General features: G+C 68.9%; 22 protein-coding genes. 13 read left to right on the forward strand and 9 right to left on the reverse strand.

The annotated features are described in order from the left end of the window. The first annotated feature begins 123 nt into the window (after positions 1–123). Positions 124–1,062, forward strand: coding sequence for a LysR family transcriptional regulator (locus tag IE173_RS10005; RefSeq protein WP_191283323.1), 939 nt, complete (start codon positions 124–126; stop codon positions 1,060–1,062). A gap of 10 nt (positions 1,063–1,072) precedes the next feature. On the opposite strand, the gene IE173_RS10010 is transcribed toward IE173_RS10005, so the two are convergent. The 3 genes from IE173_RS10010 to IE173_RS10020 all read right to left on the reverse strand — a co-directional run bounded on the left by IE173_RS10010 (position 1,073) and on the right by IE173_RS10020 (position 4,024). Continuing rightward, entirely contained in the window at positions 1,073–1,861 is a 789-nt protein-coding gene (locus IE173_RS10010) for an SDR family NAD(P)-dependent oxidoreductase (protein WP_191283324.1), read from the reverse strand. After that, positions 1,858–2,988: an FAD-dependent oxidoreductase gene (locus tag IE173_RS10015; protein ID WP_191283325.1), complete on the reverse strand. Its 1,131-nt coding sequence runs from the start codon at positions 2,986–2,988 to the stop codon at positions 1,858–1,860. Before IE173_RS10015 ends, IE173_RS10010 begins: the two co-directional genes overlap by 4 nt. 118 nt (positions 2,989–3,106) lie before the next feature. After that, entirely contained in the window at positions 3,107–4,024 is a 918-nt protein-coding gene (locus IE173_RS10020; RefSeq protein ID WP_191283326.1) for a LysR family transcriptional regulator, read from the reverse strand. Positions 4,025–4,122: 98 nt separating this feature from the next. On the opposite strand from IE173_RS10020, the gene IE173_RS10025 reads away from it, so the two are divergent. From IE173_RS10025 to IE173_RS10035, 3 genes are read left to right on the forward strand one after another with little or no spacing between them, the layout of a single operon-like run. Then, complete coding sequence (locus IE173_RS10025) at positions 4,123–5,058, forward strand: VOC family protein (protein ID WP_191283327.1); 936 nt, start codon at positions 4,123–4,125, stop codon at positions 5,056–5,058. A gap of 31 nt (positions 5,059–5,089) precedes the next feature. Next, the gene (locus IE173_RS10030) at positions 5,090–5,614 is read left to right on the forward strand and encodes an RpiB/LacA/LacB family sugar-phosphate isomerase (RefSeq protein WP_191283328.1); all 525 of its coding nucleotides are present in this window, start codon (positions 5,090–5,092) and stop codon (positions 5,612–5,614) included. Between the two features lie 12 nt (positions 5,615–5,626). Beyond that, positions 5,627–6,541 (forward strand): NADP-dependent oxidoreductase, encoded by a 915-nt coding sequence (locus tag IE173_RS10035; protein ID WP_191283329.1) that lies wholly within the window; start codon positions 5,627–5,629, stop codon positions 6,539–6,541. Between the two features lie 13 nt (positions 6,542–6,554). On the opposite strand, the gene IE173_RS10040 is transcribed toward IE173_RS10035, so the two are convergent. Further along, the gene (locus IE173_RS10040; protein WP_191283330.1) at positions 6,555–7,931 is read right to left on the reverse strand and encodes an NADP-dependent succinic semialdehyde dehydrogenase; all 1,377 of its coding nucleotides are present in this window, start codon (positions 7,929–7,931) and stop codon (positions 6,555–6,557) included. 127 nt (positions 7,932–8,058) lie between these two features. Here IE173_RS10040 and IE173_RS10045 point away from each other — a divergent pair, with 127 nt between their 5' ends. The 5 genes from IE173_RS10045 to IE173_RS10065 all read left to right on the forward strand — a co-directional run bounded on the left by IE173_RS10045 (position 8,059) and on the right by IE173_RS10065 (position 12,978). Further along, positions 8,059–8,766, forward strand: a complete 708-nt coding sequence (locus IE173_RS10045) for a GntR family transcriptional regulator (RefSeq protein ID WP_191283331.1) — start codon at positions 8,059–8,061, stop codon at positions 8,764–8,766. Further along, positions 8,759–9,766: an ornithine cyclodeaminase family protein gene (locus IE173_RS10050; RefSeq protein ID WP_191283332.1), complete on the forward strand. Its 1,008-nt coding sequence runs from the start codon at positions 8,759–8,761 to the stop codon at positions 9,764–9,766. Before IE173_RS10045 ends, IE173_RS10050 begins: the two co-directional genes overlap by 8 nt. Before the next feature lie 32 nt (positions 9,767–9,798). Then, on the forward strand, positions 9,799–10,818 hold the full coding sequence (locus IE173_RS10055) for a dihydrodipicolinate synthase family protein (RefSeq protein WP_191283333.1): 1,020 nt from the start codon (positions 9,799–9,801) through the stop codon (positions 10,816–10,818). Between the two features lie 84 nt (positions 10,819–10,902). Continuing rightward, positions 10,903–11,670, forward strand: coding sequence for a cyclase family protein (locus IE173_RS10060; protein ID WP_191283334.1), 768 nt, complete (start codon positions 10,903–10,905; stop codon positions 11,668–11,670). A 138-nt stretch (positions 11,671–11,808) separates the two neighbouring features. Then, positions 11,809–12,978, forward strand: a complete 1,170-nt coding sequence (locus tag IE173_RS10065) for an alpha/beta hydrolase family protein (protein WP_191283335.1) — start codon at positions 11,809–11,811, stop codon at positions 12,976–12,978. A 66-nt stretch (positions 12,979–13,044) separates the two neighbouring features. Here IE173_RS10065 and IE173_RS10070 read toward each other — a convergent pair whose 3' ends face one another. The 3 genes from IE173_RS10070 to IE173_RS10080 are packed head-to-tail and all read right to left on the reverse strand — an operon-like array spanning position 13,045 to position 16,163. Then, complete coding sequence (locus tag IE173_RS10070; RefSeq protein WP_229842029.1) at positions 13,045–14,040, reverse strand: fumarylacetoacetate hydrolase family protein; 996 nt, start codon at positions 14,038–14,040, stop codon at positions 13,045–13,047. Then, the gene (locus IE173_RS10075; protein ID WP_191283336.1) at positions 14,037–15,167 is read right to left on the reverse strand and encodes an FAD-dependent monooxygenase; all 1,131 of its coding nucleotides are present in this window, start codon (positions 15,165–15,167) and stop codon (positions 14,037–14,039) included. The genes IE173_RS10070 and IE173_RS10075 overlap by 4 nt, the downstream gene beginning before the upstream one ends. A gap of 27 nt (positions 15,168–15,194) precedes the next feature. Then, complete coding sequence (locus IE173_RS10080) at positions 15,195–16,163, reverse strand: cyclase family protein (protein ID WP_191283337.1); 969 nt, start codon at positions 16,161–16,163, stop codon at positions 15,195–15,197. 243 nt (positions 16,164–16,406) lie between these two features. On the opposite strand from IE173_RS10080, the gene IE173_RS10085 reads away from it, so the two are divergent. The 4 genes from IE173_RS10085 to IE173_RS10100 all read left to right on the forward strand — a co-directional run bounded on the left by IE173_RS10085 (position 16,407) and on the right by IE173_RS10100 (position 21,253). Then, positions 16,407–17,435 carry a VOC family protein gene (locus tag IE173_RS10085; protein WP_191283338.1) on the forward strand — a complete coding sequence of 343 codons (1,029 nt, stop codon included), beginning with the start codon at positions 16,407–16,409 and terminating at the stop codon, positions 17,433–17,435. A gap of 147 nt (positions 17,436–17,582) precedes the next feature. Next, positions 17,583–18,743 carry a sugar ABC transporter substrate-binding protein gene (locus tag IE173_RS10090; protein WP_191283339.1) on the forward strand — a complete coding sequence of 387 codons (1,161 nt, stop codon included), beginning with the start codon at positions 17,583–17,585 and terminating at the stop codon, positions 18,741–18,743. A gap of 3 nt (positions 18,744–18,746) precedes the next feature. Next, entirely contained in the window at positions 18,747–20,276 is a 1,530-nt protein-coding gene (locus IE173_RS10095) for a sugar ABC transporter ATP-binding protein (protein WP_191283340.1), read from the forward strand. Next, positions 20,273–21,253, forward strand: a complete 981-nt coding sequence (locus IE173_RS10100) for an ABC transporter permease (RefSeq protein ID WP_191283341.1) — start codon at positions 20,273–20,275, stop codon at positions 21,251–21,253. The genes IE173_RS10095 and IE173_RS10100 overlap by 4 nt, the downstream gene beginning before the upstream one ends. Here the strand turns inward: IE173_RS10100 and IE173_RS10105 are convergent. Both IE173_RS10105 and IE173_RS10110 read right to left on the reverse strand, forming a co-directional pair. Continuing rightward, positions 21,250–22,425, reverse strand: coding sequence for a serine hydrolase domain-containing protein (locus tag IE173_RS10105; RefSeq protein ID WP_191283342.1), 1,176 nt, complete (start codon positions 22,423–22,425; stop codon positions 21,250–21,252). The two genes, IE173_RS10100 and IE173_RS10105, sit on opposite strands and share 4 nt — an antisense overlap. Next, on the reverse strand, positions 22,422–23,387 hold the full coding sequence (locus IE173_RS10110; protein WP_191283343.1) for a glycoside hydrolase family protein: 966 nt from the start codon (positions 23,385–23,387) through the stop codon (positions 22,422–22,424). Before IE173_RS10110 ends, IE173_RS10105 begins: the two co-directional genes overlap by 4 nt. Positions 23,388–23,390 lie beyond the last annotated feature (3 nt).

Genomic DNA, 23,390 nt, shown 5'->3' on the forward strand with positions numbered 1-23,390 from the left:
ATTCCGGCTGCCGTCACGGTAAGACCACGATCAATTTCTGTATACCCTTTACAGTTACTACCAGGTATCGCCACCCGAGGGGCCCCGTAGAATCAAGGCGACGACACGCTGGAGTGCCCCGACATGACCGACCTGCGGAACATCGACGCCAACCTTGTCGTCGTGCTGGACGCGATTCTGACGGAACGCAGCCTCACCCGCGCCGGCGAAGCGATCGGCATGACCCAGCCCGCGGTCAGCGGCGCGCTGAGCAAGCTGCGCAAGCTCGTCGACGACCCGCTGCTGGTACGCAACGGTCGCACCTTCGACCTCACCCCCAAGGCGAAGGAACTCCAGCCCCTGGTCAGCGACGCGCTCAAGGAGATCGGGCGCACCTTCAACCTCCGGCCGGAGTTCGACCCGCTCACGAGCGACCGGAGGTTTCGTCTGTGGGCGTCCGACTACGTCCTCGCGACGATGACCGGCACGCTGCTGAGGATCCTCGAGGAGGAGGCCCCGGGCACGTCGGTGGAGTTCGGCACGCTGACCGACACGCAGGTGACCCCGATCGATCTGCTGCGCACCGACGTCGTCGTCACGTCGGCGAATCGGGGGATCCCCGGCAAGCGTCAGGCGCTGTTCTCGGACAGTTTCGTGTGCATCATCAGCACGACCCATCCGCGTCTGTCGCGCGGCCACCTGACGTTGAACGATCTCGCGGATCTCCCCTTTGTGCGGGTCGACTTCGGCGAGGGGATCGTCACCATTCCCGACGATGCGCTCGCCGCGGCCGGCGTCGACCCCCAGATCGCCATGACGGTTCCCGGCTTTCTCTCCGTGCCGTTCATGGTGCAAGGCAGCGACATGTGGGGGATGGTTCAGGCTCGGGTGGCGGAGCTGTACGCCGAGCAGCTCGGGTTGATGATCGTCGACACCCCGGTTCCGCGTTCGAACCTGATCGAGGCCGCGTTCTGGCACCCGTCGAAGACGAGCGACCCGGCGCTGCGGTGGCTCGTCGCCATCCTGCGGAAGACGGCCGAGCGCGTCGAGTTCGCGGCCGAGGATGACCTCGTCGCGTTGTGAGCCCCGGTTCTCAGCGCTCCCGTGGGCGCACGGCGTCCGAGAGGAACGTCGCGGCGCCCGACAGGTACTGACCGCCGTCGACGGAGATCTCGGCACCGGTGACGAACGAGGCGGCATCCGACAGCAGGAAGACGACCACGCCGGCGACCTCGATCGGCTCTCCGCCTCGACCGAGGGGCGAGATGGCGGTATTCGCGTCGAGGAACGACGCGGGAGCGCTCGCGGTCATCTCGGTACGGATGTAGCCGGGATGCACGGCGTTGACTCGGATCCCGCGCGGGCCGAGCTCGGTCACCGCTGTGTGCGTGAGTCCGCGCAGAGCCCACTTGCTGGTCGTGTGCGCGGCCGTGTAGTGACCGGTCAGCCCGGCGGCCGACCCGACGTTGACGATGGAGGCGCCCTGCCCCATGAGGGGAAGAAGCGCCTGGATGCCGAGCATCGCGCCCGTCACGTTGACCGCGAGAACGTGGTCCCACTCGGCCCGGTCCACCTCGCCGATGCGGACGCGGTGGGTGATCCCGGCGTTGTTCACGAGCCCCTTCACGCGTCGGCGACCGAGGTGTGTGGCGAGGGCAGCCCAGTCCGACTCGGAGGTGACGTCGAGTCGGCGGTACTCGACGGTGCCAGGGAGCGCGGCGGCAGCCGCGAGCAATTCGGGCGCCGCTTCGCGTACGTCGGCCGCAACCACGTGAGCGCCGTTCTCGGCCAGGAGCAACGCTTCCTCAGCCCCCTGCCCGCCTGCCGCACCGGTCACCACGAAGACCTCGCCGGTCAAGCCGGGAAGGCGGATCTCACTCATGCGGGAGTGACCAGCGCCTGGAGCGACTCGAACATGACGCGCGGCGCGTCGGCGTCGGGCGTTCCCGGGTGCTGCTCCCACTTCGCCAGCAGCAGCGATGCGTCGACGACGCCCTTGATTCGCGGGATGCGCCGCTCGTAGAACTCGGCGAACTGCTGCTCCAGGTCGCCCTCCTGCGTGACGTACTCGGCGAGGATGAGCGAGTCTTCGACACACTGCGCCGCACCCTGGGCGATCAGCGGAGGCACGGCGTGGACGGCCTCGCCGAGCGCGATGACACGGCCCTGGTGCCACGGCGCGTCGACGAAGATCCACTCGATCTCCTGGAAGTTGAGGAAAGTGGAGGCGTTGATCGATTCCCGCAAGGCGTCGAAGTCGCCGTGGTAGTTCGCCATCAGCCGTTTGACCTCCTCCCAGTCCGCCAGTCCGTTCTGGGGTCGTTCGGGTCGGCACAGAACGAAGACGTAGCACTGGGTCGCGCTGACCGGGGTGTAACCCACCTTGTAGGCGCCGCCGTCATCCTCGAAGGGGAACGCGATGCCGCCCGTCATCTCGGGCTTACGGTCGGTGACCGCACGCCAGATCCCCAGACCACTCGAGGCGCGTTCCGCGCTGATGCCGAGTTTGGGCCGCGTCTGAGACCGGATGCCGTCCGCGACGATGACGAGATCCCAGAACTCGGTCGCGCCATCCGACAGCAGGGTCGACACCTCATTGCCGTGGTTCTCGAAGGAGACCAACTCGCGACCCAACCGGATCTCGACCCCCAAAGACTCGGCCCTGTGCACCAGGATCTCGTGCACGTCCGGCCGGAGCGCGCCGAGTGTCGCGGGAAGGTCGGGCCCGCCCGTGCGCGGGGTCGGCACCTCGGCCATCACGCGACCGTCGGCGAAGTACAGGGTGAGGGCGTCCTCGGCGAAGCCCTTCGCAAGCAACTCGTCGAGGACGCCGAGCTCTTGGAACACCTTGAGCGCATTGCCCTGAATGGTCAGGCCGTGCCCGACCCGCGCCCATGCGGGGGCGCGGTCGACCAGCGTGACGCGCTTGACTCCGCGCTGGGCCAGCGCGATCGCTGCGGTGAGGCCGGTGAAGCCGCCGCCGACAATGAGCACCGAACGAACAGACATCGCACCGACTCCTCAGACCGGACGCACCCTCGCGTCTCGCCTCGACGCTATTGCCGGAGGATGGCGGGTGCCACCGACGAGCGCGATGCCAGGCATCGCTCACACTTCGGTTCGGGGGCTACGGGGCGACTGCCGGCGTGCCCGCAGCCAGTGCGGCCACGATGGTCTCCCGCACCCACGCGTGAGCGGGGTCGTGGGTGTGCGCGGGGTGCCACCACAGTCGCTGGATCAGCTCGACCGCCGGGAACGGGGTCGGGATGGCGACGGTCTCGGTCACCGCTCCCAGCCGATCGACGAGCCGCCGGGGAACGACCCCGATGAGATCCGTTCCGGCGACGATCGGCGGGATGGGCAGCATCGACGAGGTCGTGACCCGCACGTCGAAGGTGAGATCGAGTTCTCTCATCCGACGCTCCGGCGGCGGGACGATCGTGCGACCGAAGTCGCACCGCACGTGGGGCAATCGCAGAAAGTCCTCCATCGAGATCTTCCCGGACTGCACGGCAGGGTTGTCGCGCGCGGCGACGACGACGTACTCGTCCCGATACAACTCGACGCTCTCACCCTCGAACCCGATCCCGGCCGGGGCCACGATGAAGTCGTGAGCCAGCAGCTCGCGGTCGGCATCGAACGGGTCGGCCGGGATGCGCTTGAGGTCGAGTTTGACGCCCCGTGCGGCACGCAGGATCGTGAAGTAGGGGCGCAGCTCGAGCGCCGCGTCGTCGGTGATCTGGAACGAGATCCGACGATCGGCGGCGTCGGGGTCGAAACCTCCGTCGATGCCGAGCGCCCGCTCGATCAGCGGAATCGTCACCTGCACTTGGGGCAGCAGTTGGCGAGCCAGCGGGGTCAGCTCGTAGTCGCGCCCGACGCGAACGAGGAGTTCGTCCTCGAACTGGGTGCGGAGGCGACCGAGAGCGGACGACATCGTCGACTGCCCGATGCCGATGCGCTCCCCCGCCCGTGTCACGTTCGCCTCTTCGAGAAGAGCACGGAGCGCGACCAGCAGATTGAGGTCTGGTTCGCCACCGCTCACGCGATGCATGGTATCCCGGCAATCGCTGGTCGGTCTCGAATCGCCCGTCGTACATTCAGGTCGGCGTGACACGCCACTGTCCTGATGAAAGGTCGACGATGACTCAACGACTGGTCTCGCACCTGCGTTACGCGGCACTCGCAATGCCCAACTTCGACGAGGAACTCGAGTTCTTCACCCAGCACTGGGGCCTCACCGAAACGCACCGCGACGGGGACACCGCCTACCTGGCCGCCGAAGGTTCACCCGAGCCCTACATCGTGCGTCTTCGCCGCGACGACAAGCGCATCGACCTGGTGTCGTTCGGCACGAAGGACCGCGAGGACCTGCTGAAGCTCGCGGACAAGCTTCGTGCCGAGGACGTCCAGTTCGTCCACGAACCGCGCGAGCTGACCCAACCCGGCGGAGGTTTCGGATTCCGGGTCTTCGACGGAGACGGGCGAGTGCTCGAGTTCTCGACCGAGGTCACGCTTCGCGAATCTCGCAAGATCCGGGAACGCGAGCCGATTCCGGTGAAGTTGTCGCACACCGTCTTCAACTCGGCCAATCTCAACGAGAGCGCTCAGTGGTACGTCGATCACCTCGACTTCACCATCTCGGATTCGCTCGTTCTGCCCGACGGCAGCGAGCTCATGCACTTCCTGCGCTGCAACTCGACGCATCACTCGATTGCGATCGCCAAGGGTCCCCACCACTCGCTGCACCACATGTCGTTCGAGATGCGCGGCATCGAGGAGTGGATGCGCGGTGCCGGCAAGATCCTCCGGGCCGGAACGCGCATGATCTGGGGACCGGGCCGTCACAACGCAGGCGACAACACCTTCGCGTACTTCCTGTCACCCGCGAAGAACACGATCGAGTACACGACCGAGCTGCAGATCCTCGACGAGGACACCTGGCACCCGTCTCGCCTCGACATCAGCCAACTGTCGACCCAGGATCAGTGGGGGACGGCATCCGAGATGAGCGAGCTCATCGCCCGGGAATCGTTCAACGACATCGACAAGGGCCTCTTCGTGGCCCCGCCGGTCTAGCCACCCCCGCCACTTCTGGGAGTCTGAGAACATGCGCATTCACCTCGCCGCCAACTTCGGCGGATATGCCCTCGCCCGGGCGCTCGAAGCGCGCGCGATCGCTGCCGGTCATGACGTCGTCTGGCACGGTTCAGCCGAGCCCGATCCCGACGACGACTACCCCATCTACGCGGTGCGCGTCGGGAAGGCAGTCGTCGAAGATCAGGATGCCGCCGTCGACGCTTTCGGGGTGCTCGTCGTCGACGACGTTCTGGCCGGCGTTGTGGCCGCCAACAAGGTCAACGGTGCTCGCGCCGTCCACGCACCGTCGTCGGCCGTCGCGATAGCCGCTCGTCGCGGCGTCGATGCCAACGTGCTCGTCCTCGAAGACATCGCGTATGAGCCGTCGGCCTGGGAGGCCCTCGCGGTGTTCATGTCGACGAGCATGGAGCACAAGGTCGCGCCCGCTCGGCGCATCCTGCAGATCGAGGAATACGAGAACTCGGGCACGATCGAGGGGTGGGCGATTCAGCTGCACCCCGTGCAGGAGTCACGCGTCTACCCGCCGGAATCCTGACATCACTCCGGGATGAGTCACGCAGCGCTGTACCACCGCACGGGGACACCCGACGTCCTCGTCGTCGAGGACGTCGGCGACATCGAGCCGGGTGCCGGTGAAGTCGCCGTCCGGGTGCGGGCGGCCGGTCTGAATCCCGTCGACGCGAAGCTGCGGAGCGGATTCATCCCGTCGGATGCCCCGTTCCCCCGCCGCATCGGCTCCGACCTCGCCGGAACGGTCGAGGCCGTCGGCCCGGGGGCCGCGTACGCCGACGGCACGCCGATCGCGGTCGGCGACGAGGTCTTCGGGCGCGCGGCGGGTTCGATCGCCGAGCGCGTCGTCGCGCTCGCCTCCGAGCTCGCCCGGCGACCCGAGCGATTGGCAGGAGAGGTGGCCGGCGGACTGAACGTGGCGGGCCTCACCGCGGTGTCGTGTCTTGCGACCGCGCCGATCGGGCCGGGTGACACGGTGCTCGTCGGCGGAGCCACCGGAGCCGTGGGCCTCCTCGTGTGCCAGTTGGCGCGGGCGGAGGGCGCGACGGTCTTCGGCACTGCAGCGCCGCGGAACCACGACTTCCTCCGCGCAATCGGGGTCCAGCCCGTCGCGTACGGCGCCGGACTCGCGGAGCGGGTCGCCCCGCTCGGCCGCGTCACGGCGGTGATCGACTGCCACGGTCGGGAGGCGCTCGACGCGGGCGTCGCCCTCGGGGTGCCGGTCGACCGCATGGTGGCGATCGCCGCCTACGCCGCGCTCGACGAGCTCGGCGTTCTCAACGTCGAGCGGGCCGCCCGCACGACCGCCAACCTCGCGAAACTGGGCGAGGCGATCGCGGACGGCCGACTCGTCTTCCCGGTGGCTGCCACGTTTACCCTCGACGAGGTCGCCGCCGCGTTCCGCGCGCTCGAGTCCTCCCACCAGCCGGGCAAGATCGTCCTGCTGCCCTGAGTGGCGGCGACCGTCAGCCTTTCCAGATGGTCTTGAGGTTGCAGAACTCGCGGATGCCGGCGGCGGCGAGCTCCCGCCCGACACCGGAATCCTTCACGCCGCCGAAAGGCAGCTCCGGGTACGAGATCGTCATTCCGTTCACGAACACCGCACCGGCGTCGAGGTTCTGGATGAACCACTCCTCGTCGTCGGCATCGTTCGTCCAGACCGCGGAGCTGAGGCCGAAGGTGGTGCCGTTGGCGATCGCCAGCGCCTCCTCGCGGTCGGCGACCCGGTAGACCGAGGCCACCGGGCCGAAGGCCTCCTCCCGGTAGATCCGCATCGCCGGGGTGATGCCGTCGAGCACCGTCGGCGTATAGAACCATCCCGCGCGGTCCGGCACGGTGCCGCCGGTGACGGCGGTCGCGCCCTGGGCGACGGCATCCGCCACCAGCCCGGCGAGCTCGTCGCGGCCCGACCGGGTCGCGAGCGGACCGACATCCGTCGTCTCGTCGAGCGGGTCGCCGACCGTGAGCGCCGCGACCTTCTCGGTGAAGAGGCGCACGAAGTCGTCGTAGACGTCGGTGTGCACGATGAACCGTTTCGCGGCGATGCACGACTGACCGTTGTTCTGGTTCCGCGCCGTGACGGCGACGGTTGCGGCCTTCTCGAGGTCGGCGCTCGGCAGCACGATGAAGGGGTCGGACCCCCCGAGTTCGAGAACGACGTGTTTCACCTCGGAGCCGGCGATCGACCCGAGGGAACGTCCGGCGGGTTCGGAGCCGGTCAGCGTCGCGGCCTTGACGCGGGGGTCGCGGAGCACGCGCTCGACCCCGGATGCCGGAATGAGCAGAGTGTGGAAGGCGCCGGTCGGGAAGCCGCCGCGCTCGAAGAGCGTGTCGAGGTAGAGCGCCGACTGCGGCACGTTGGAGGCGTGCTTGAGCAGGCCCGTGTTGCCCGCCATCAGGGCCGGGGCAGCGAAGCGCAAGACTTGCCAGAGCGGGTAGTTCCAGGGCATGACCGCGAGCACGACACCGATCGGGGCGTATCGGGTGCCCGCCGCGGAGGCGTTGACCGCCGACGGATCGGCGAGCGCCTCGGGTGCCAGGAACTCTTCGGCGTGATCGGCGTAGAAGCGCATGCCCTTCGCGCTCTTGCGCACCTCGGCGCGAGCCCCCGCGATCGGGCGGCCCATCTCGATCGTGATGAGACGCGCGAGCTCCTCGACCTCGTCGTCGAGTAGCTGGGCCGCGGCCCGCATCCACTCCGCGCGCTGGGCGAACGTCGTCGCGCGCAGGGCGTGGAATGCGGCGTCCGCGGCTGCGATCCGGCGCTCCACCTCGGCGTCGCTGTGGGGCTCGAACGTCTGCTCGGTCTCGCCCGTGAACGGGTTGATCGTCGCGATGGCCATGCGCTGCTCCTCGTCGAGTGAAGAAGTGACTCGACGAGACTACGTGGCGCGAAGGGGCGCCACAGCCGATAGCTGGCATACCCGCTGCGCTCTCGTCACGACGCTCGATATTTGATATTCCTGGCAGATGACCATTCACCGCCCGGCCCGCATGGCCGATCAGGTCACCCGCGTCCTGCGCGATCGGATCGTCGACGGCACCCTTCCCGCGGGCTCCCGCATCGATATCGGCGAGACCGCGAACGAACTCGGTGTCAGCCCGACGCCCGTGCGCGAGGCGCTCGTGCAGCTCGAGTCGCTCGGACTGCTGACCCGCGAGCCGTACCGCGGCGCCGTCGTCGTGGGCATCGACCTGAACCGCCTCGAGGAGGTCACGGCGCTCCGCATCGACCTCGAGGGTCGTGCCGCCGAACTCGGCGTCCCGCGGCTCAGTGACGCCGACCTCGAACGGATGCGGGAGGTGCTCGGGCAGCTGGAACGCGGCTCCGACGACGCGGCCTTCTCGTTGGGACTGTTCAACGAACTCAACCGCGAGTTCCACTCGGTGATCTATCGCGCGAGCGATTCGCCGACCCTCGTGCGACTCATCGACCTGCTGGGCGCCGAAGCCGATCGCATGCGACTCCATGTCGACGTCCGCGCCCCGTTCGCTGAGGCGTTCCACCGGCAGATCCTCGCCGGCTGCGAGCGCCGGGACGCGCCCGCGGTGGCGGCCGCGACGCGCCAGCACCTCCTCGAGGCGTACATCGCGATGCGTCATGGCGACGACACGATCTCCCCCGGGATCCTCGCGGATGTGCTCAGCAGCACCGGAACCGAGGCCCGCCATGGGTAGCGAGGGATTCGTCGCAGAACCTGCGACCCGCTTTCTCACCGACAGCGATGTCGCGGCACTCGCCGACTGGGACAGCGCCATCGCGGCGTTGCGCGCCGCGTATGCGCGCGCGGACGAGCCCACCGCCACTCCGGAACGGTCGGTGGCCGTGACGGCGACGGGGTGGCAGCGCACGATGCCGTCGGCGCCACCAGGTGCACGGTTCGCGGGATCGAAGACGATCACCGCGTCGATCGCGACCGGCCTCGTGAGCTACCTGATCACCCTCTTCGACCAGAACGACGCTCGCCTCGCTGCGCTGATCGACGGCAACCGCCTCACGGGCATCCGCACGGCGGCGACCGCCGCCGCCGCGCTCACGGCTCTCCTGCCGCGCCAGCCGATCGTCGCCGCCGTGGTGGGATCCGGGTTCGAAGCCCGCGCTCAGGTGCGGGCGGCATCGCGCGTCGCCGATCTCTCCTCGGTGCGGGTCAGCAGCCCCACCGCCGCCAACCGGGAGCGCTTCGCGACCGAGCTCGCGGCCGAGCTGGGACTCCCCGTCGTCGCCGTCGACTCCGCCGAAGCGGCGGTGCGAGACGCCGATCTCGTGCTGTGCGCCGCACGCTCGCGCGACGAGACCCCGACCGTGTTCGCCGAATGGGTCGCCGACGACGCGACGATCGTCTCGGTCGGCTCGACGACCCCCGCCCAGAGGGAACTCGACCCGGCGCTCATCGGCCGAGCCGGCCTCGTCGTCGCCGATGCCCTCGCCGAGGTGCTGCACGACTCGGGCGACATGATCGCGGCGCGCGCCGCGGGGTTCGATCCCGACGTGGTCACGGTGTCCCTCCACGACCTCCTCGGCGGCCGCGTGTGCCGGCCGGCGTCGGGGATCGCCATCTACAAGTCCACCGGCTCGGGATTCCAAGACCTCGTGATCGCCGAACTGCTCTACGAGCGCGCCGTCGAACGGGGCCTCGGCACACCGCTCCCGGTCGGCATCCTCACCATCCGCAAGTAACCCACCTCACCGACACGACCCCAGGAAGAACCATGGCCAGCTACCAGAAGTCCGAGGCCCGCGAGTGGGCGCGGGAGCGCCTCATCGGTGCCGTCAACTGCACGATCCCGTCGTTCACCACCGACCTCACCGCGATCAACGAGACCGGCATCCGGCACGACATCCAGCTGGCGAAGGAGCACGGCTTCCTCGGCACCCTCGGCGTCTCGGAGGTCAGCATCACCCTGCCCGAGTACCTCGAATTCCTCGCGATCTCGAAAGACGAGGGTGGCGACGGCTTCGTCGTCGTTCATCACGCGAGCTGGAGCACTCTCGAGCAGAACATCGAGGCCGTCAGGGGCGCGGAGGCGGCGGGGGCCGACCTCGTTCTGCTGTCCTACCCGCCGAACTTCTACCCGCAGAGCGAGCAGGAGATCTACGACTACACGAAGGCGGTCTGCGACGCGACGAATCTCGCGGTGATCCTCTTCCCGATGCTCCTCTGGGGATTCAGCCAGCGCATCCACCCCTCCGACATCCCGACGCGCCTCATCCGCCGACTCCTCGACGACGTGCCGAACATCGCCGTCATCAAAGCCGAGGGCGGCTTCCCGAGCATCATGGGGATCATCGAAGCCCACCGGGTGTTCGGCGACGAGGTCGTCATCTCCTGCCCGATCGAGGGCGAGCTGCTGCCGCTCGGCCAGCTCATCCCGATTCAGCTCTCGGCGACGAGCGACCACGAGTTCTGGGGTGCGACGATTCCGCAGGCGATGAGACTGCTGGACGACGGCAGGTTCGCCGAGGTCACCGAGCTCTACTGGAAGATGCACCCGGCGAGAAAGGCGAAGGCCGCGATCGCACAGCAACTGAACGGTGGAGCATTCATCAACCGGCAGCTCTGGAAGTTCCAGGGCTGGCTGCAGGGCTACAACGGCGGGCCGTTGCGTCTGCCCACCCAGCGCATCCACGACCCGCAGATGGGCGCGCTCAAGAAGGGGCTCATCGACTCCGGGTACGAGCCGACGAGCGATCCGTTCAGCGCCTTCTTCGTGGGGCGCAACCCCGTCTGATCCGATGCCTCCCATGCGCAAGAGCCCTGCCGCGGCGGGCGCGACGTGATTCAGGATGGGGCAACGAGCAAAGGAGCCGCCGCGATGCGATTCGTCGACCTGTCCATGCCCCTCGACGATGTGACCCCCGTCGACCCGGCCTTCCTCAGACCGAAGATCGAATACAAGAACCACCTCGACACCGTCGAGGAGATGCGCGCGATGTACGGCATCCGGCCCGACCAGCTTCCGGAAGGTCAAGGCCTCGCGGCTGAGAACCTCACCCTCACGACGCACTCCGGAACCCACGTCGACGCCCCCTGGCACTACCACCCGACGATGAACAACGGCGAGCGCGCCTGGACGATCGACGAGGTTCCGCTCGACTGGTTCTTCCGCCCCGGCGTGAAACTCGACCTGCGCCACCTCCCCAGCGGTCACCTCGTGACACCCGCCGAGATCGATGCCGCTCTCGCCGAGATCGGGCACGAGTTGCAGCCTCTCGATATCGTGCTCGTCCATACGGTCGCGGCGGATGCCTACGGCCGCGACGACTACATCGATACGGGGATCGGGTTCGGCCGCGAGGCGACCCTGCACCTCACCGGCAAGGGGGTGCGCGTGGTCGGCACGGACGCCTGGAGTTGGGACCTGCCGGTGAGCCTCAACCGGCAGCTCTTCGAGCAGACCGGCGACCCGTCGGTCGTCTGGGAAGGCCACAAGGCCGGCGCCGAGGTGGGGTACTGCCAGATCGAGAAGCTGCAGAACCTCGGCGACCTGCCCGCCACGGGCTTCACCGTCGCGTGCTTCCCCGCAAAGGTGCGGGGCGCATCCGCGGGGTGGACCCGAGCCGTCGCGATCTTCGACCACTGACCCGACTCGACCCGATCCGCGTATCAGCGAGAGCGATGACGGGGATCGGCAGGACCACCTTCCACCCTGAGGCCTCGCCTCCGTAGCGTGTGAACGCGCGACGGTGCGAGCCGCGACGCAGCGAGCGGAGATCCCACAATGTTCATGTACTTCCCCACCAACTACGTCTGGAGCATGGCCGCCGTCGGCGCGCTCAACAACGGCGGTTTCATCGACGAGGTCGACCGGGCCTGCAAGCCCGTACTCGAGGCCTCGCAGAACGGCGACGACGTCGGCACCGAACTGCTCTACGACTCGTGGGCGGCGGTAGCCGACCGGCTCATCGCCTCGGCCGACGCGGATGTCACCCTGGGCCGAGTGATCAATGCCGGCGACAAGCTCTACCGCGCGAGCCTCTACACCTCGATGGCCGAGCGGCTCCAGTCGCCGCAGTGGGAGGGGCGCCGCGCCGCGTACCAGAAGTCGATCGACCTGCTGCTGCGCCACATCGAGCTCTCCGGCAGCCCCGTCACGACCCTCGAGGTCCCCTACGAAGACACCAGTCTTCCGGCGTACTTCCACCCCGCCGACCCGGCCGCCGTGCCCGCGGGCACGAAGTCGCCGGTCATCATCCTCTGGAACGGGCTCGACTCGACGAAGGAGATGATGTACTACTCCAGCTACCCGCAGATGCTCGCCCGGCGGGGCATCGCGACCCTGATGGTCGACACCCCCGGATCCGGTGAGGCGTTGCGGATGCGCGGCCTCACTTCGCGGTACGACACCGAGGTCTGGGCGGCGGCGTGCGTCGACTACCTGGAGACGCGGGACGACATCGACCCGAAGGCGATCGGCATCACCGGCTGGTCGCTCGGCGGCTACTACGCGCCCCGCGCCGCAGCCTTCGAGAAGCGCATCGCCCTCGTCGTCGCCTGGGGGGCCAACCACGACTGGGCCGAAGTGCAGCAACGTCGGCTGCAGCGCGAAGGCGAGAACCCGGTTCCGCACTACTGGAACCACGTGCAGTGGGTCTTCGGCGCCTCCTCGATGGACGACTTCATCGAGAAGACCAAGAACATGAGTCTCGACGGGGTGGTCGAGAAGATCACCGTTCCGTTCCTCATCACCCACGGCGCGAACGACCGGCAGATCCCGGTCGCCTACGCGCACCGGTCGGCCGAGCAGGCGGTGAACTCGCCCAAGCTCGAGTTGCGCATCTTCGACGAGCCCGAGGGCGGCACGGAGCACATCTCGATCGACAACATGCCCTACGTCGCCGCATTCGTCGCCGACTGGGTCGCCGAGACCTTCGCCGAACTGCGGCGCTGACGCGTCAGAACGGATCCGGGGACGCCACCACGCACCCCCGGATCCGTGGACCTGGTGACTGCTCGGCTACCCCGCCGCGCGGGTGCGCGCCCGTGAGCGCGGCCGGGCCGGCGGGATGGCCGGGGTGACCCGCGACTCGCCGAGCACGTTGCGGATCTCACCGAGGCGCTCCACCCGGATGACGACCTCGTCGCCCGGAACCAGCGGAGCCGGCACGAGTTCGCCGGCGCGACCCCAGAGCTCGGCGAGGCACCCGCGCCCGGCGGTGCCCGAACCCAGCACGTCACCCGGAACGACCCGTGTGTCGCGGCTCGCGTAGGCGACAAGCTCCGCGAAGGGCCACCCCATGTTGCTGAGCAGGTCGGTACCGATCGTGACGCCGTTGACGAGAACCTCGACCTCGAGCTGCAGGAACCCTTCGGCATCGACCAGGTCGGCGACCTCGTCGGCCGTCACGAGCACCGGGCCGAGAGTGGTCGCGAAGTCCTTGCCCTTGGCCGGCCCCAGCTTCACCGCCATCTCACGGAACTGCACGTCGCGCGCCGACCAGTCGTTCATGATCGTGTAGCCGAAGATGTGGGCCCCGGCTTCGTCCGGCGCGAGGTGCGCGCCGTCGCGGCCCGGCACAGCGCCGATGACGGCGGCGACTTCGAGTTCGAAGTCCCGCTTCACCGACGCGGCCGGAAAGATGACCGGGTCACCGGTGGCGATCACGGAGTGCGGGTTGGTGAAGTAGAAGGTCGGGAACTCGTACCATTCCGCCGGAATGTTGCCGGTGCCGTCAGGCCCGGCCGTCATCCCTTCGACGTGTTCCTCGAAGGTCACGAAGTCACGGATCGTCGCGGGGCGCAGCGGCGGCAGCAGGGTGACGTCATCGAGGCGCACGGCCGCGTCGGTCAGCCCGGCTTCGACGTCGGCACCGATCTCGAGTGCCCGCGTGAGACCTGCCTCGAGAAGCTGCTGGATGCCGACGCCGGCCGGTAGCTCGCCGAGACGCTCGCCGACCATCACCCCTTCGTGCACGGCAGGGTCGCCGGGCTGACGCCAGCGCGCGAACCTCACGCGGGTACGCTCGCGAGCTCGGCGATCCGACCGATGAGCCCGGGAACATCCCCTTGCTCGTGGTTGAGCTGCCACCGCCCGAGCTGCAGGGACGCCTCGACGATCGTGCGCGCGCGCTCAAGCCGCCGGCGGGTGAACTCCTCCCACACCGCATCGTCGACCGTCGACTCCCGGGCGAGGATCTCGCACAGCACGAGCGCATCCTCGGTCGCCTGCGCCCCGCCTTGAGCGATGGTCGGCGGGCAGCTGTGGGCGGCGTCGCCGATCAGCACCACGCGACCGCGGTTCCAGGGGCCGTCGATGAGGTGTGAGGTGAACCAGGTGTAGTTCACTCGGGAGTCGGCGCCGAGGCTGTCGCGGATCTGGTTCCACGGCCCGCCGTAGGCGCGAGTGGCATCGCGCATGATCTCGACCGACTGCTCAGGGGTGAGCCCCGAGCGATCCTGCTTGTCTTCGACGAGGTAGGCGTACATCATGTCTTCACTCGTCGGGCAGTAGCCCGCGATGTACATCGGTCCGCCGTAGTAGAGGTCGGTGCTCGTGACCTCGGCGGGCCGCGGCACGAACGCTCGCCAGATGCCCATGCCGGTGGGTTCCGGCTTGACGTCGATTCCCACCATCGAACGCACCGCCGAGTTGATGCCGTCGGCACCGATCAGCAGGTCGACCCGATCCGTCGTGCCGTCACTGAGCTTGATGTCGACGCCGTCCGCATCCTGGGTGAGCGATTCGATGGTGCGCCCGAAGTGCACGCGCGCTCCCAACTCGGTGGCTCGATCGAGCATGATCTGCGCGAGGTCGGGGCGGAACATGCCGGCAGCGGCGGGGAAGTCGGGGCCGCCGGTGCGCGCATCGGGGATGGTTGCGATGACGGTGGCGTCGGGCCCGGGAGCGCGGAGGGTCAGCACGTCCTGCGACCAACACTGCTTCTGCACCTCGTCCCAGATCCCGAGCCGGGCGAAGCTCCGCAGGGCGTTGCCCTGAAGAGTGATGCCCGACCCGAGAGCGGTCAGCTCCGGCTTGATCTCGTAGACATCGACGTCGACGCCGTCTTCTGCCAAGAGGATGGCGGCGGCAAGGCCGGCCATACCGGCTCCGGCGATGGCGACGCGCTGCACTGCGCTCATGGGGTATCCCTTCGGTGGTGGGTGCCGCTACTTGACGGCGATGGGGTTGACAGGTGAACCGACCGCGCCGGTGATGCGCAGCGGCGGAGCAGTGAGCAGGAAGTCCCAGCGGCCGTCGCCCGCACAATCGGCGGCCAGCTGATCGAAGTCCCACATCTCCCCGATGGTCAACCCCATGTTCGGGATGACCACCTGGTGGAGGGGCTGGAAGGCCTCGTCGAACTCGTTGGGCCGCACTTCGAAGCCCCAGGTGTCGGTCGCCACCGCAGCGACTTCCTTCGCGTGCAGCCAGCGGGCGGTCGTGAAGGACAGTCCCGCGCTCGGGCCGCCGGCGTACCCGTTCCAGCCCTCGCGTTTGGCGCGGGCCAGTCGGCCGGTGCGCACCAGCAGGATGTCGCCGCGGCCGACGCGCGCGCTCTCCCCCTGCGCCGCGATCGTCGCCTCGAGGTCGTCGACCGTGATCGGGTAGCCGTCCTCGAGCTCACCGTCGGCGCTCAGGTGACGCGCGACATCGAGCAGCACGCCGCGCCCGACGAGCTGGGATGCCATGTGCTCGATGCCGGTGACGAGGTCGCCTTCGCTCGTGACGACCTGCTCGGAGCGGCGGCCGTTCCATGCCATCCCGTGGTCGAAGATGTGGCCCAAGCCGTCCCACTGGGTCGAGCACTGCAGGGGCATCGCGATGACGTCATCCGCACCGCCGATGCCATGCGGAAATCCCTGATTGCCGAGCGCCGCGTCGACCCCCGTGTCGGTCATCGTGTGCACCGGGTTGGTGCGACGGCGCCAGCCGGTCTGCGGGCCGTCGGTGTCGAACGCCTGGGAGAGCGAGAAGGTCACGCCGCGGCGCACGAGGCCGGCGGCCTCGATGCGCTTGGTCTCGTCGAGAAAGTTGAGGGTTCCCAGAACGTCGTCGGGTCCCCAACGGCCCCAGTTGCGCACGTCGCGGACGACGCGCGCGATCTCGCCCTCGGCATCCGAGCGGTCCAGGGTCATCGAGTTCTCCTCCCCGGGGACCTCGCTGCGTTGCAAGCTACCGGGACTCCAGTGTCGATCTGGGTCGCCGCTTCCGGGAAGGCGCATTGGATGATGCCGACTATCGGTGTCACCGATGGTCCACCTGAGTATCGGTCTGAGGGATTCCAGGCATCGACGCCTCCGCGTTCCCCGGCACTCGATCCCGCGCGACAGTGGAGCCGACCGGGCACGGAGCCCGTCGCCGCGACCAGAGGATCGAAGATGATCAAGTTGCTGTCCCACCTCGCCCACATCGAGATCACCTCTCCCGATGTCGAGGCGAGTGCGAAGTTCTACGAAGAGCAGGTCGGCCTGCGGGTTTTCGCCCGCGAAGGCGGCAAGGTGTACCTCCGCTGCTGGGGTGACTACTACAACTACTCCCTCGTCATCGCCCCGGGTGAGCAGCCCGCGCTGGGCGCGATGGCCTGGCGCACCTCGAGCCCTGAGGCGCTCGAGGAGGCGGCGAAGCGCATCGCCGCCGAAGGCATCGAGGTGCAGTGGTCGGATGACCGCCTGAGCCTCGGCAGGAGTTTCCGCTTCGTCGGCCCCTACGGCCACACGATGGAGCTGTTCTGGGACGTCGAGAAGTTCCACGGCACCGGCGACCAGGCCTCGATCTACCCCGACCGCCCGGAGCGACGCAGTCGGCACGCGGTCGCGCCGCGCCAGCTCGACCATGTGACCGTAGCCGCCAGCGACGTGCGCGGGATGGCCGACTGGTACAGCCGGGTTCTCGGCTTCCGCATCATGGCGTACACGGTGCTCGAAGAGGCACCGGTCACGGTCTTCACGGTCGTCACGACGAACGAGAAGTCGCACGACCTCGGCATCGTGCTCGATGGCTCGAAGACCCCAGGCCGGATCAACCACTACGCGTTCTGGGTGGACACCCGCGAGGACCTCCTCCAGGCGGCCGATGTGCTGATGGAGAACGGCACGAACATCGAGTACGGCCCGAGCATCCACGGCATCGGCGAGCAGAACTTCCTCTACTTCCGCGACCCGTCGACCATGCGTATCGAGGTCAACACGGGCGGCTACCGCAACTACGTGCCCGACTGGGAGCCGAACGTGTGGAAGCCCTCGCAGGGCCCGAACAACTTCTACCGCAACTCGTCGATGCCGATGTCGATGACCGAGTCGTTCCCGCCCGCTGACCTGCCGTCGGCGACCGAGGAAGGCATCCACCCCGACACCCGTGAGGCGCTGCTCGGAAACATGAACCCCTACTCGGAGCACGGGCGCGGCTAGCCCACGGGTATCGACCAGGCCGATTGCTGCTATCGCGGATCGGGCTTTCCAAAGGGCACAACGAGCGGCACCCTGGGCCGTGATCGCCCTGCACCCATGAAAGAGCGAGAGAGGCCTCCGGGCCACGTCGTCAAAGGAGACAACACCATGCATCGTCAACCCCTGTTGCGTCGGGCCCTCGTGGCCGCCGCGTCAGCGACCATCGCGCTTCTCGCGCTGGCCGCCTGCACCACACCGGAACCCACCGAGACCGACCCGGGTGCCGGAGGCACCGACTCGGCGGCGCTGCTCGCCGAGGTCTACGCCGGAACCTTCCAGGCTCCCCCGACCGAGCCGGTCGAGCTCGTCGAGGGCCTGTCGCTCTGGCACGTCTCGTGTGGTGAGGCCAGCCCGACCTGCTCCACCCCCGCCGCCGCGACCCTGGCCGCCGCTGACGCGGTCGGCTGGGATGCCACCCTCTGCGACGGCAAGCTCAACCCCGAAGGCTGGGGCACCTGCGTCCGTCAGGGAATCGCCGCGGGCGTCGACGTGATCAGCCTCATCGGCGTCGACTGCGCGCCCATCGCGGGTCCGCTCACCGAGGCCGCCGAGGCGGGCATCATCACGATCGGCGTCGGAGCCAAGGACTGCGACCAGACCGGCGGTGAAGCCCTCTACTCGGCCGTGACCACCTACCTGCCCGACACCTCGTACGACGAGTGGTGGCTCAACGTCGGCGCGACGCAGGCCAAGTGGATCGTCGGCCAGAACGACGGTGCCGCCCAGGCGCTTCAGATCATCTTCCCCGACCCGGCGTTCGGCCCGATCATGGCCGCCGGCTTCGAGGAGGAGATGGCCAAGCACGAGGACAGCTCCATCGTCGCGACGCTCGAGATCACCAACGCCGACTTCGCCGGTGGCACCTTGGTGTCGAAGTTCTCGACCGCGCTGCTCCAGAACCCCGACATCAACTCGATCGTGGTTCCGATCGACGGATGGTTCCTCGCCGGACTCGCCCAGGCGATCGAGGCGTCGGGCCGCTCCGACGAACTCGCCGTGATCGGCGTGTTCGGTTCCATCCCGACCTTCGGCCTGATCGCCGAAGGCACCGGACAGGACGCAACCGTCACCTGGCCGAGCGAATGGGATGGCTACTCGGTGATCGACACGACCCTGCGGGTCCTGGCCGAGCAGGAGATCCTGCCGACCGGTCTTGGAATCCAGGTGGTCGACGCGGAGCACAACCTCCCCGCACCCGGCACGCCGTTCAGTTTCGAACCTGCCGTCGACTTCCGCGCCGCCTACCTGGCTGCCTGGGGTCTCGAATAACCCATGACGGTCCTGCCAGCGCTCGAAGCCTCCGGCGTCGTGAAGACGTTCGGCGGGACCGTCGCCCTTGCCGACGCGCACCTGCGCGTCGGCAAGGGCACCATCCACGCCCTGCTCGGCGGCAACGGTTCGGGCAAGTCGACGCTCATCAAGTGCCTCGCCGGCGTGTACCGGGCCGACTCCGGCCGGATCGTCGTGCACGGTGAGGAACGAGCGGCGGCCGATCAGACGCCCGCAGTCGCCCGGCGCTCCGGACTGCACTTCGTGCACCAAGACCTCGGGCTCTTTCCCCAGCTCAGCATCGCCGAGAACATCGCCCTCGACCGGGGGTACCCGACCGCACGGGTGCTCGGTGGTGTGCGCTGGTCCCGCCTCGAAGCCGATACCGCGGCCCTGCTCGAGCGTTTCGAGATCGCCGCGTCTCCTCGCACTCCGGTCGCGGCTTTGCGACCGAGCCAGCGCAGCCTGGTCGCCATCGCCCGCGCGCTCGCGGATGCCGGTGACGACGCCATCCTGATGCTCGACGAGCCGACGGCCACCCTCGCCGAACACGAATCGCAGGAACTGCTCGCCGCGTTGCGCAAGCGAGCCAATCGCGGCCAGACCATCGTGCTGGTCAGTCACCGCTTCCCCGAGGTCCAGGGGGTCGCCGACGATGTGACGGTCTTCCGCGACGGCCGCGTCGCCGCGACCGACGCCATGAGCGAGATGCCCATCGACCGCCTCGTGGCCGCCATGACGGGCGGCGCGGAGTTGCCTCATCCCGAGCGCACGGCCGTGCGAGCCGGGTCGGCCGAACGGTTGCGGATCACCGGGCTCCACGCCGGAGCACTCCGCGGAGTCGATCTCACCCTGGCCGCCGGCGAGATCGTCGGACTCGCCGGACTCGGTGGCTCGGGACGATCGAGCCTTCTGCGCACCGTCTTCGGGCGGCTCCCCATCCGCGCCGGGTCCATGGAACTCGATGGCGCTCCGTACTCGCCCCATTCCGCCGCGCAGGCGATGGCTCTCGACGTGGCTCTCGTTCCGGAGGATCGGCTCGGCGAGGCCGCGTTCCTCGACCTGTCGGTGCGCGAGAACACGAGCATCACGGTGCTGAAGCGGTTCTGGCGGCGCCTGGCGATCTCACCGTCCGCGGAGCGGAGCTCGGCGGAGGCCCTGGTCGCCGCGTTCGGGATTCGGACGCCGGGGATCGAGACACCCCTCGGCTCGCTCTCGGGCGGCAACCAGCAGAAGGCGATCCTCGCCCGGTGGCTGCAGCGGGCGCCGAAACTGCTGCTGCTCGACGAGCCGAGTCAGGGTGTCGATGTCGTCGCCCGTTCCGAGATCTCGGCGCATGTCGTCGCGGCCGCCGATGCCGGTGCCGGCGTGATCGTCGCCTCGTCCGACCTCGACGAGCTGTTCGCCTTGACGCACCGCATCGTCGTGCTTCGTGCGGGCCGCATCGTCGCCGATCTCACGACCTCGAGCACCACCCGCGACGAGGTCGCCCATTTGTCCATGCTCGATTCCGAGGAAGGGATCCCCACATGAGCCAGCCCGTCACTTCGCGACGCACCCCCGTGGCCGAATGGGGCGAGCGCCTCGGCCTGCCGATTCTGCTCGCCGTCATCGTGCTGTTCTTCTCGGTGTTCCCCGCGAGCAGCCGCGCCTTCTTCTCGGTCGCCAACCTCACGATCGTGCTCGCAAATCAGTCGATCATCATGCTCGTCGCGATCGCCCTGATGTTCCCGCTGATCGCCGGCCACTTCGACTTCTCGGTCGGCGCGATGACGGTGCTGGCCGCCGTGGTCTGCGCCGGGACGAACGCGCAGATGGGCCTTCCCATCGCGGTCAGCATCCTGCTCGCGATCGGCGTGGGGCTCGCCGTGGGTCTGGCGAACGGAGTCCTGGTGGCTCGGCTCGGCTTGAACTCGTTCGTGTCGACGCTGGGCGCCGCGACCCTCATCGGCGGCCTCATCCAGTGGTACACCGCCGGGCAGGCGATCATCGGCATCGACCCCGCGCTGCTGCAGTTCGGGTCGCGTCAATGGCTCGGCGTGCCGCGAGTGCTGTTCATCGTCATCGTCGTCGGCTTCGCGGCCTGGTACATCCTCGGCCACACCCCCTTTGGGCGATCCCTGTATGCGATCGGGTCGAACCCCCGCTCCGCGGATCTGGTGGGCCTGCCGCGGATGCGCTACACCCTGTTCGCCTTCGCGATGTCGGGCCTCATCGCGGGGATCGCCGGCGTCGCCCTGACGGCGCGGACCGGAGGGGCCAACCCCGATGGGGGCACCTTCCTGCTGTTCCCCGCACTCGCAGCCGTCTTCCTCGGGGCGACGGCGATCATCCCGGGCCGGTTCAACGTCGTCGGCACCGTGATCGGCGTGCTCTTCGTCGCGGTGAGTGTGAGCGGGCTGACGCTCGCGGGGGCGCAGAGCTGGGTCGACGCGGTGTTCAACGGCGCGGCGCTGATCATCGCCGTGTTCGTCTCGAGTGTCCTGCGAAAGCGGCGCGCCGGATCCTAGGGTTTCGCGCCGACGACGGAGCGCAGTGCGTCGATGATGTGCGTCGCCCGCACGTCGTCGATCGCCTCCATCTGGGTGGTAAGGAACGCGAAGCCGACCTTCGCAGCCCGGTCGGCGAAGGCCACCTGACCGCCCGCGCCGTCGTGACCGAAGGATGCCTCGCCGAGGTACCGCCGCGCCTCGGCGTCGAGCTGGAACCCCATCGCCCACCGCGGCCAGGGCGGCGGTGACGGGAAGACCGGTTCCCCCTCGCTCTGCACGACGAGGGCTCGATCGAGCGTCGCGTCATCCAGCACGCGCACCCCGTCGGTGTCGGTCACCGTCGAGGACCAGATCGCGGCGAGCGCCCGGGCCGTGGCGATGCCGCCGGCCCCGGGGATCTCCGCGGCGCGCACCGCCGGGTCGTTGAAGCCCTCGGCTTCCCCGACGAGGGTGCGCGGCAACGCGCCTCCCAGCGTCAGCGCGCGGGCGTTCCAGTCGATACCGGGCATCGGGTCGGCGTTCTGCTGCCCGACGAGCCGGGCGAGGCTGGCGCCGACCCGGAGGTGAGCCACCCGATGCGCCTCGGCAGCCGGGAGCCCGATCCAGGCGTCGGCGTGCAGCGGCGCGGCGAGCGTGCGCGCCAGGTACTCGCCGACGTGCATCCCGGTGATCCGGCGGATCACCTCGCCGATCAGCCAGCCGTGGGTGATCGCGTGATAGGCGTACCCCGTTCCCGGCTGCCACAGCGGCTCCTGCCGAGCGAGAGCATCCGTGATCCTGCCCCAGTCAGCGAGGTCGGCGGTGATGAAGTCCTCGCGAGGCGCGGAGAGACCCGACCGGTGGGAGAGGATGTGGCGCACGAGCACGCCGCCCTTCCCCGCCTGCGCGAACTCGGGCCAGTACCGGGCGACGGGCGCGTCGTAGTCGAGGCGGCCCTCCTGCACCAGCCGCGCGGCGAGCACCGACATGATCCCTTTGCTGCACGAGAAGATCACCGTCGCGGTGTCGTCCCGCCAGGGCGAGCCGTCGCGGGCGTCGGCGATGCCGCCCCACAGGTCGACGACCGTCGCGCCGCGATGTCGCACGGCGAGCGCCGCTCCCATCTGCGGAAGCCCCGCGAAGGCCGCCACGAAGGCGTCGCGCACTCCCTCGAAGCCCGGGGCGATCTCGCCGTGGATCGCCACCGTCATCGAGCAACCTCGCGTTCCGCGTCGACCACCAGCGTCTCCCCCGCCCAGCTCAGGGGCAGCGGGTCGGACAACCTGCCGACGAACTCGCCGTCGCTGCCGATGTTCTCGAAGGCCAGCAGCATCCACTGCCCCGCCCGATCGCGGATCGCCCGGCCGCTGTAGTGCCGCTCGTCGAGCAGTCGGGTCGCCTCCCCGACCGGATAGCCGGCCGGGCCGGGCGCATCCGCGACCCAGATGCCCCCGCGTTCCCCTCTCGCGGCGCGCTCCCCCGCGAGGTGCGGGGTGTCACACGAGAACAGCAGCAGGGCGCGGCCGTCGATCTCGAGGTGCTGTGGAACCTCGAGGTGCATGAAACCCGCCCCCGGCGCGCTCGCCGGCGCGCGCACCGTCCAGGTCATCAGGTCGGCGGAGGTCGCGAGGCCGATGACGCCGCGGTCGACGAGATCGCCGTCGGCGCTGCGCGCGGTGACGAGCATCCGCCACTCGTCGCCCACCCGGAACACCCACGGATCACGCCACGCCTCCTCGCGCCAGGTGCCCGCGTCGAGGGTCTCGTACCACCGGGGGTCGGCGACGACGATCGGCCCGGGCGCCTTGACCCAGGTGTGCAGGTCGCGCGAGGTCGCGACGCCGATCGTCTCGATGTTGGCGACGGAGTCGGCGGCGAGGAATCGCGAGCCGGTGTAGAACATCCGCCACACCCCGTCGTCGCCGCGCACCACCGAGCCCGTCCAGGTCGCCGAGCCGTCGAACCCGTAGGCGTCGCCGGGTCCGAGCACGGGGCCGTGGTCCTGCCAGGTGCACAGGTCGTCCGAGCTCGCGTGCCCGATGCGGGCGTGCCGGTGCCGCAGGTCGGGGTCGCCGAGTGACCGTGAGGCGTAGAGGTAGTAGAGGTGGAACCGCTCGCCGTCGTCGGCCAGCCAGAAGTCCCAGACCCAGTGGTCGGCGTGGACGAAGCTCATGGT

Source organism: Pseudolysinimonas yzui, assembly GCF_014653215.1.
Taxonomy (GTDB): domain Bacteria; phylum Actinomycetota; class Actinomycetes; order Actinomycetales; family Microbacteriaceae; genus Pseudolysinimonas_A; species Pseudolysinimonas_A yzui.

What these genes read in the sequence shown, in the direction of transcription:
- IE173_RS10045 (WP_191283331.1), top strand. Translation starts at nt 8,059, where the DNA reads ATGACCATTCACCGCCCGGCCCGCATGGCCGATCAGGTCACCCGCGTC.
- IE173_RS10035 (WP_191283329.1), top strand. Translation starts at nt 5,627, where the DNA reads ATGAGTCACGCAGCGCTGTACCACCGCACGGGGACACCCGACGTCCTC.
- IE173_RS10010 (WP_191283324.1), bottom strand. Translation starts at nt 1,861, where the DNA reads ATGAGTGAGATCCGCCTTCCCGGCTTGACCGGCGAGGTCTTCGTGGTG.
- IE173_RS10095 (WP_191283340.1), top strand. Translation starts at nt 18,747, where the DNA reads ATGACGGTCCTGCCAGCGCTCGAAGCCTCCGGCGTCGTGAAGACGTTC.
- IE173_RS10030 (WP_191283328.1), top strand. Translation starts at nt 5,090, where the DNA reads ATGCGCATTCACCTCGCCGCCAACTTCGGCGGATATGCCCTCGCCCGG.
- IE173_RS10005 (WP_191283323.1), top strand. Translation starts at nt 124, where the DNA reads ATGACCGACCTGCGGAACATCGACGCCAACCTTGTCGTCGTGCTGGAC.
- IE173_RS10105 (WP_191283342.1), bottom strand. Translation starts at nt 22,425, where the DNA reads ATGACGGTGGCGATCCACGGCGAGATCGCCCCGGGCTTCGAGGGAGTG.
- IE173_RS10060 (WP_191283334.1), top strand. Translation starts at nt 10,903, where the DNA reads ATGCGATTCGTCGACCTGTCCATGCCCCTCGACGATGTGACCCCCGTC.
- IE173_RS10110 (WP_191283343.1), bottom strand. Translation starts at nt 23,387, where the DNA reads ATGAGCTTCGTCCACGCCGACCACTGGGTCTGGGACTTCTGGCTGGCC.
- IE173_RS10075 (WP_191283336.1), bottom strand. Translation starts at nt 15,167, where the DNA reads ATGAGCGCAGTGCAGCGCGTCGCCATCGCCGGAGCCGGTATGGCCGGC.
- IE173_RS10090 (WP_191283339.1), top strand. Translation starts at nt 17,583, where the DNA reads ATGCATCGTCAACCCCTGTTGCGTCGGGCCCTCGTGGCCGCCGCGTCA.
- IE173_RS10100 (WP_191283341.1), top strand. Translation starts at nt 20,273, where the DNA reads ATGAGCCAGCCCGTCACTTCGCGACGCACCCCCGTGGCCGAATGGGGC.
- IE173_RS10040 (WP_191283330.1), bottom strand. Translation starts at nt 7,931, where the DNA reads ATGGCCATCGCGACGATCAACCCGTTCACGGGCGAGACCGAGCAGACG.
- IE173_RS10085 (WP_191283338.1), top strand. Translation starts at nt 16,407, where the DNA reads ATGATCAAGTTGCTGTCCCACCTCGCCCACATCGAGATCACCTCTCCC.
- IE173_RS10025 (WP_191283327.1), top strand. Translation starts at nt 4,123, where the DNA reads ATGACTCAACGACTGGTCTCGCACCTGCGTTACGCGGCACTCGCAATG.
- IE173_RS10050 (WP_191283332.1), top strand. Translation starts at nt 8,759, where the DNA reads ATGGGTAGCGAGGGATTCGTCGCAGAACCTGCGACCCGCTTTCTCACC.
- IE173_RS10015 (WP_191283325.1), bottom strand. Translation starts at nt 2,988, where the DNA reads ATGTCTGTTCGTTCGGTGCTCATTGTCGGCGGCGGCTTCACCGGCCTC.
- IE173_RS10055 (WP_191283333.1), top strand. Translation starts at nt 9,799, where the DNA reads ATGGCCAGCTACCAGAAGTCCGAGGCCCGCGAGTGGGCGCGGGAGCGC.
- IE173_RS10065 (WP_191283335.1), top strand. Translation starts at nt 11,809, where the DNA reads ATGTTCATGTACTTCCCCACCAACTACGTCTGGAGCATGGCCGCCGTC.
- IE173_RS10080 (WP_191283337.1), bottom strand. Translation starts at nt 16,163, where the DNA reads ATGACCCTGGACCGCTCGGATGCCGAGGGCGAGATCGCGCGCGTCGTC.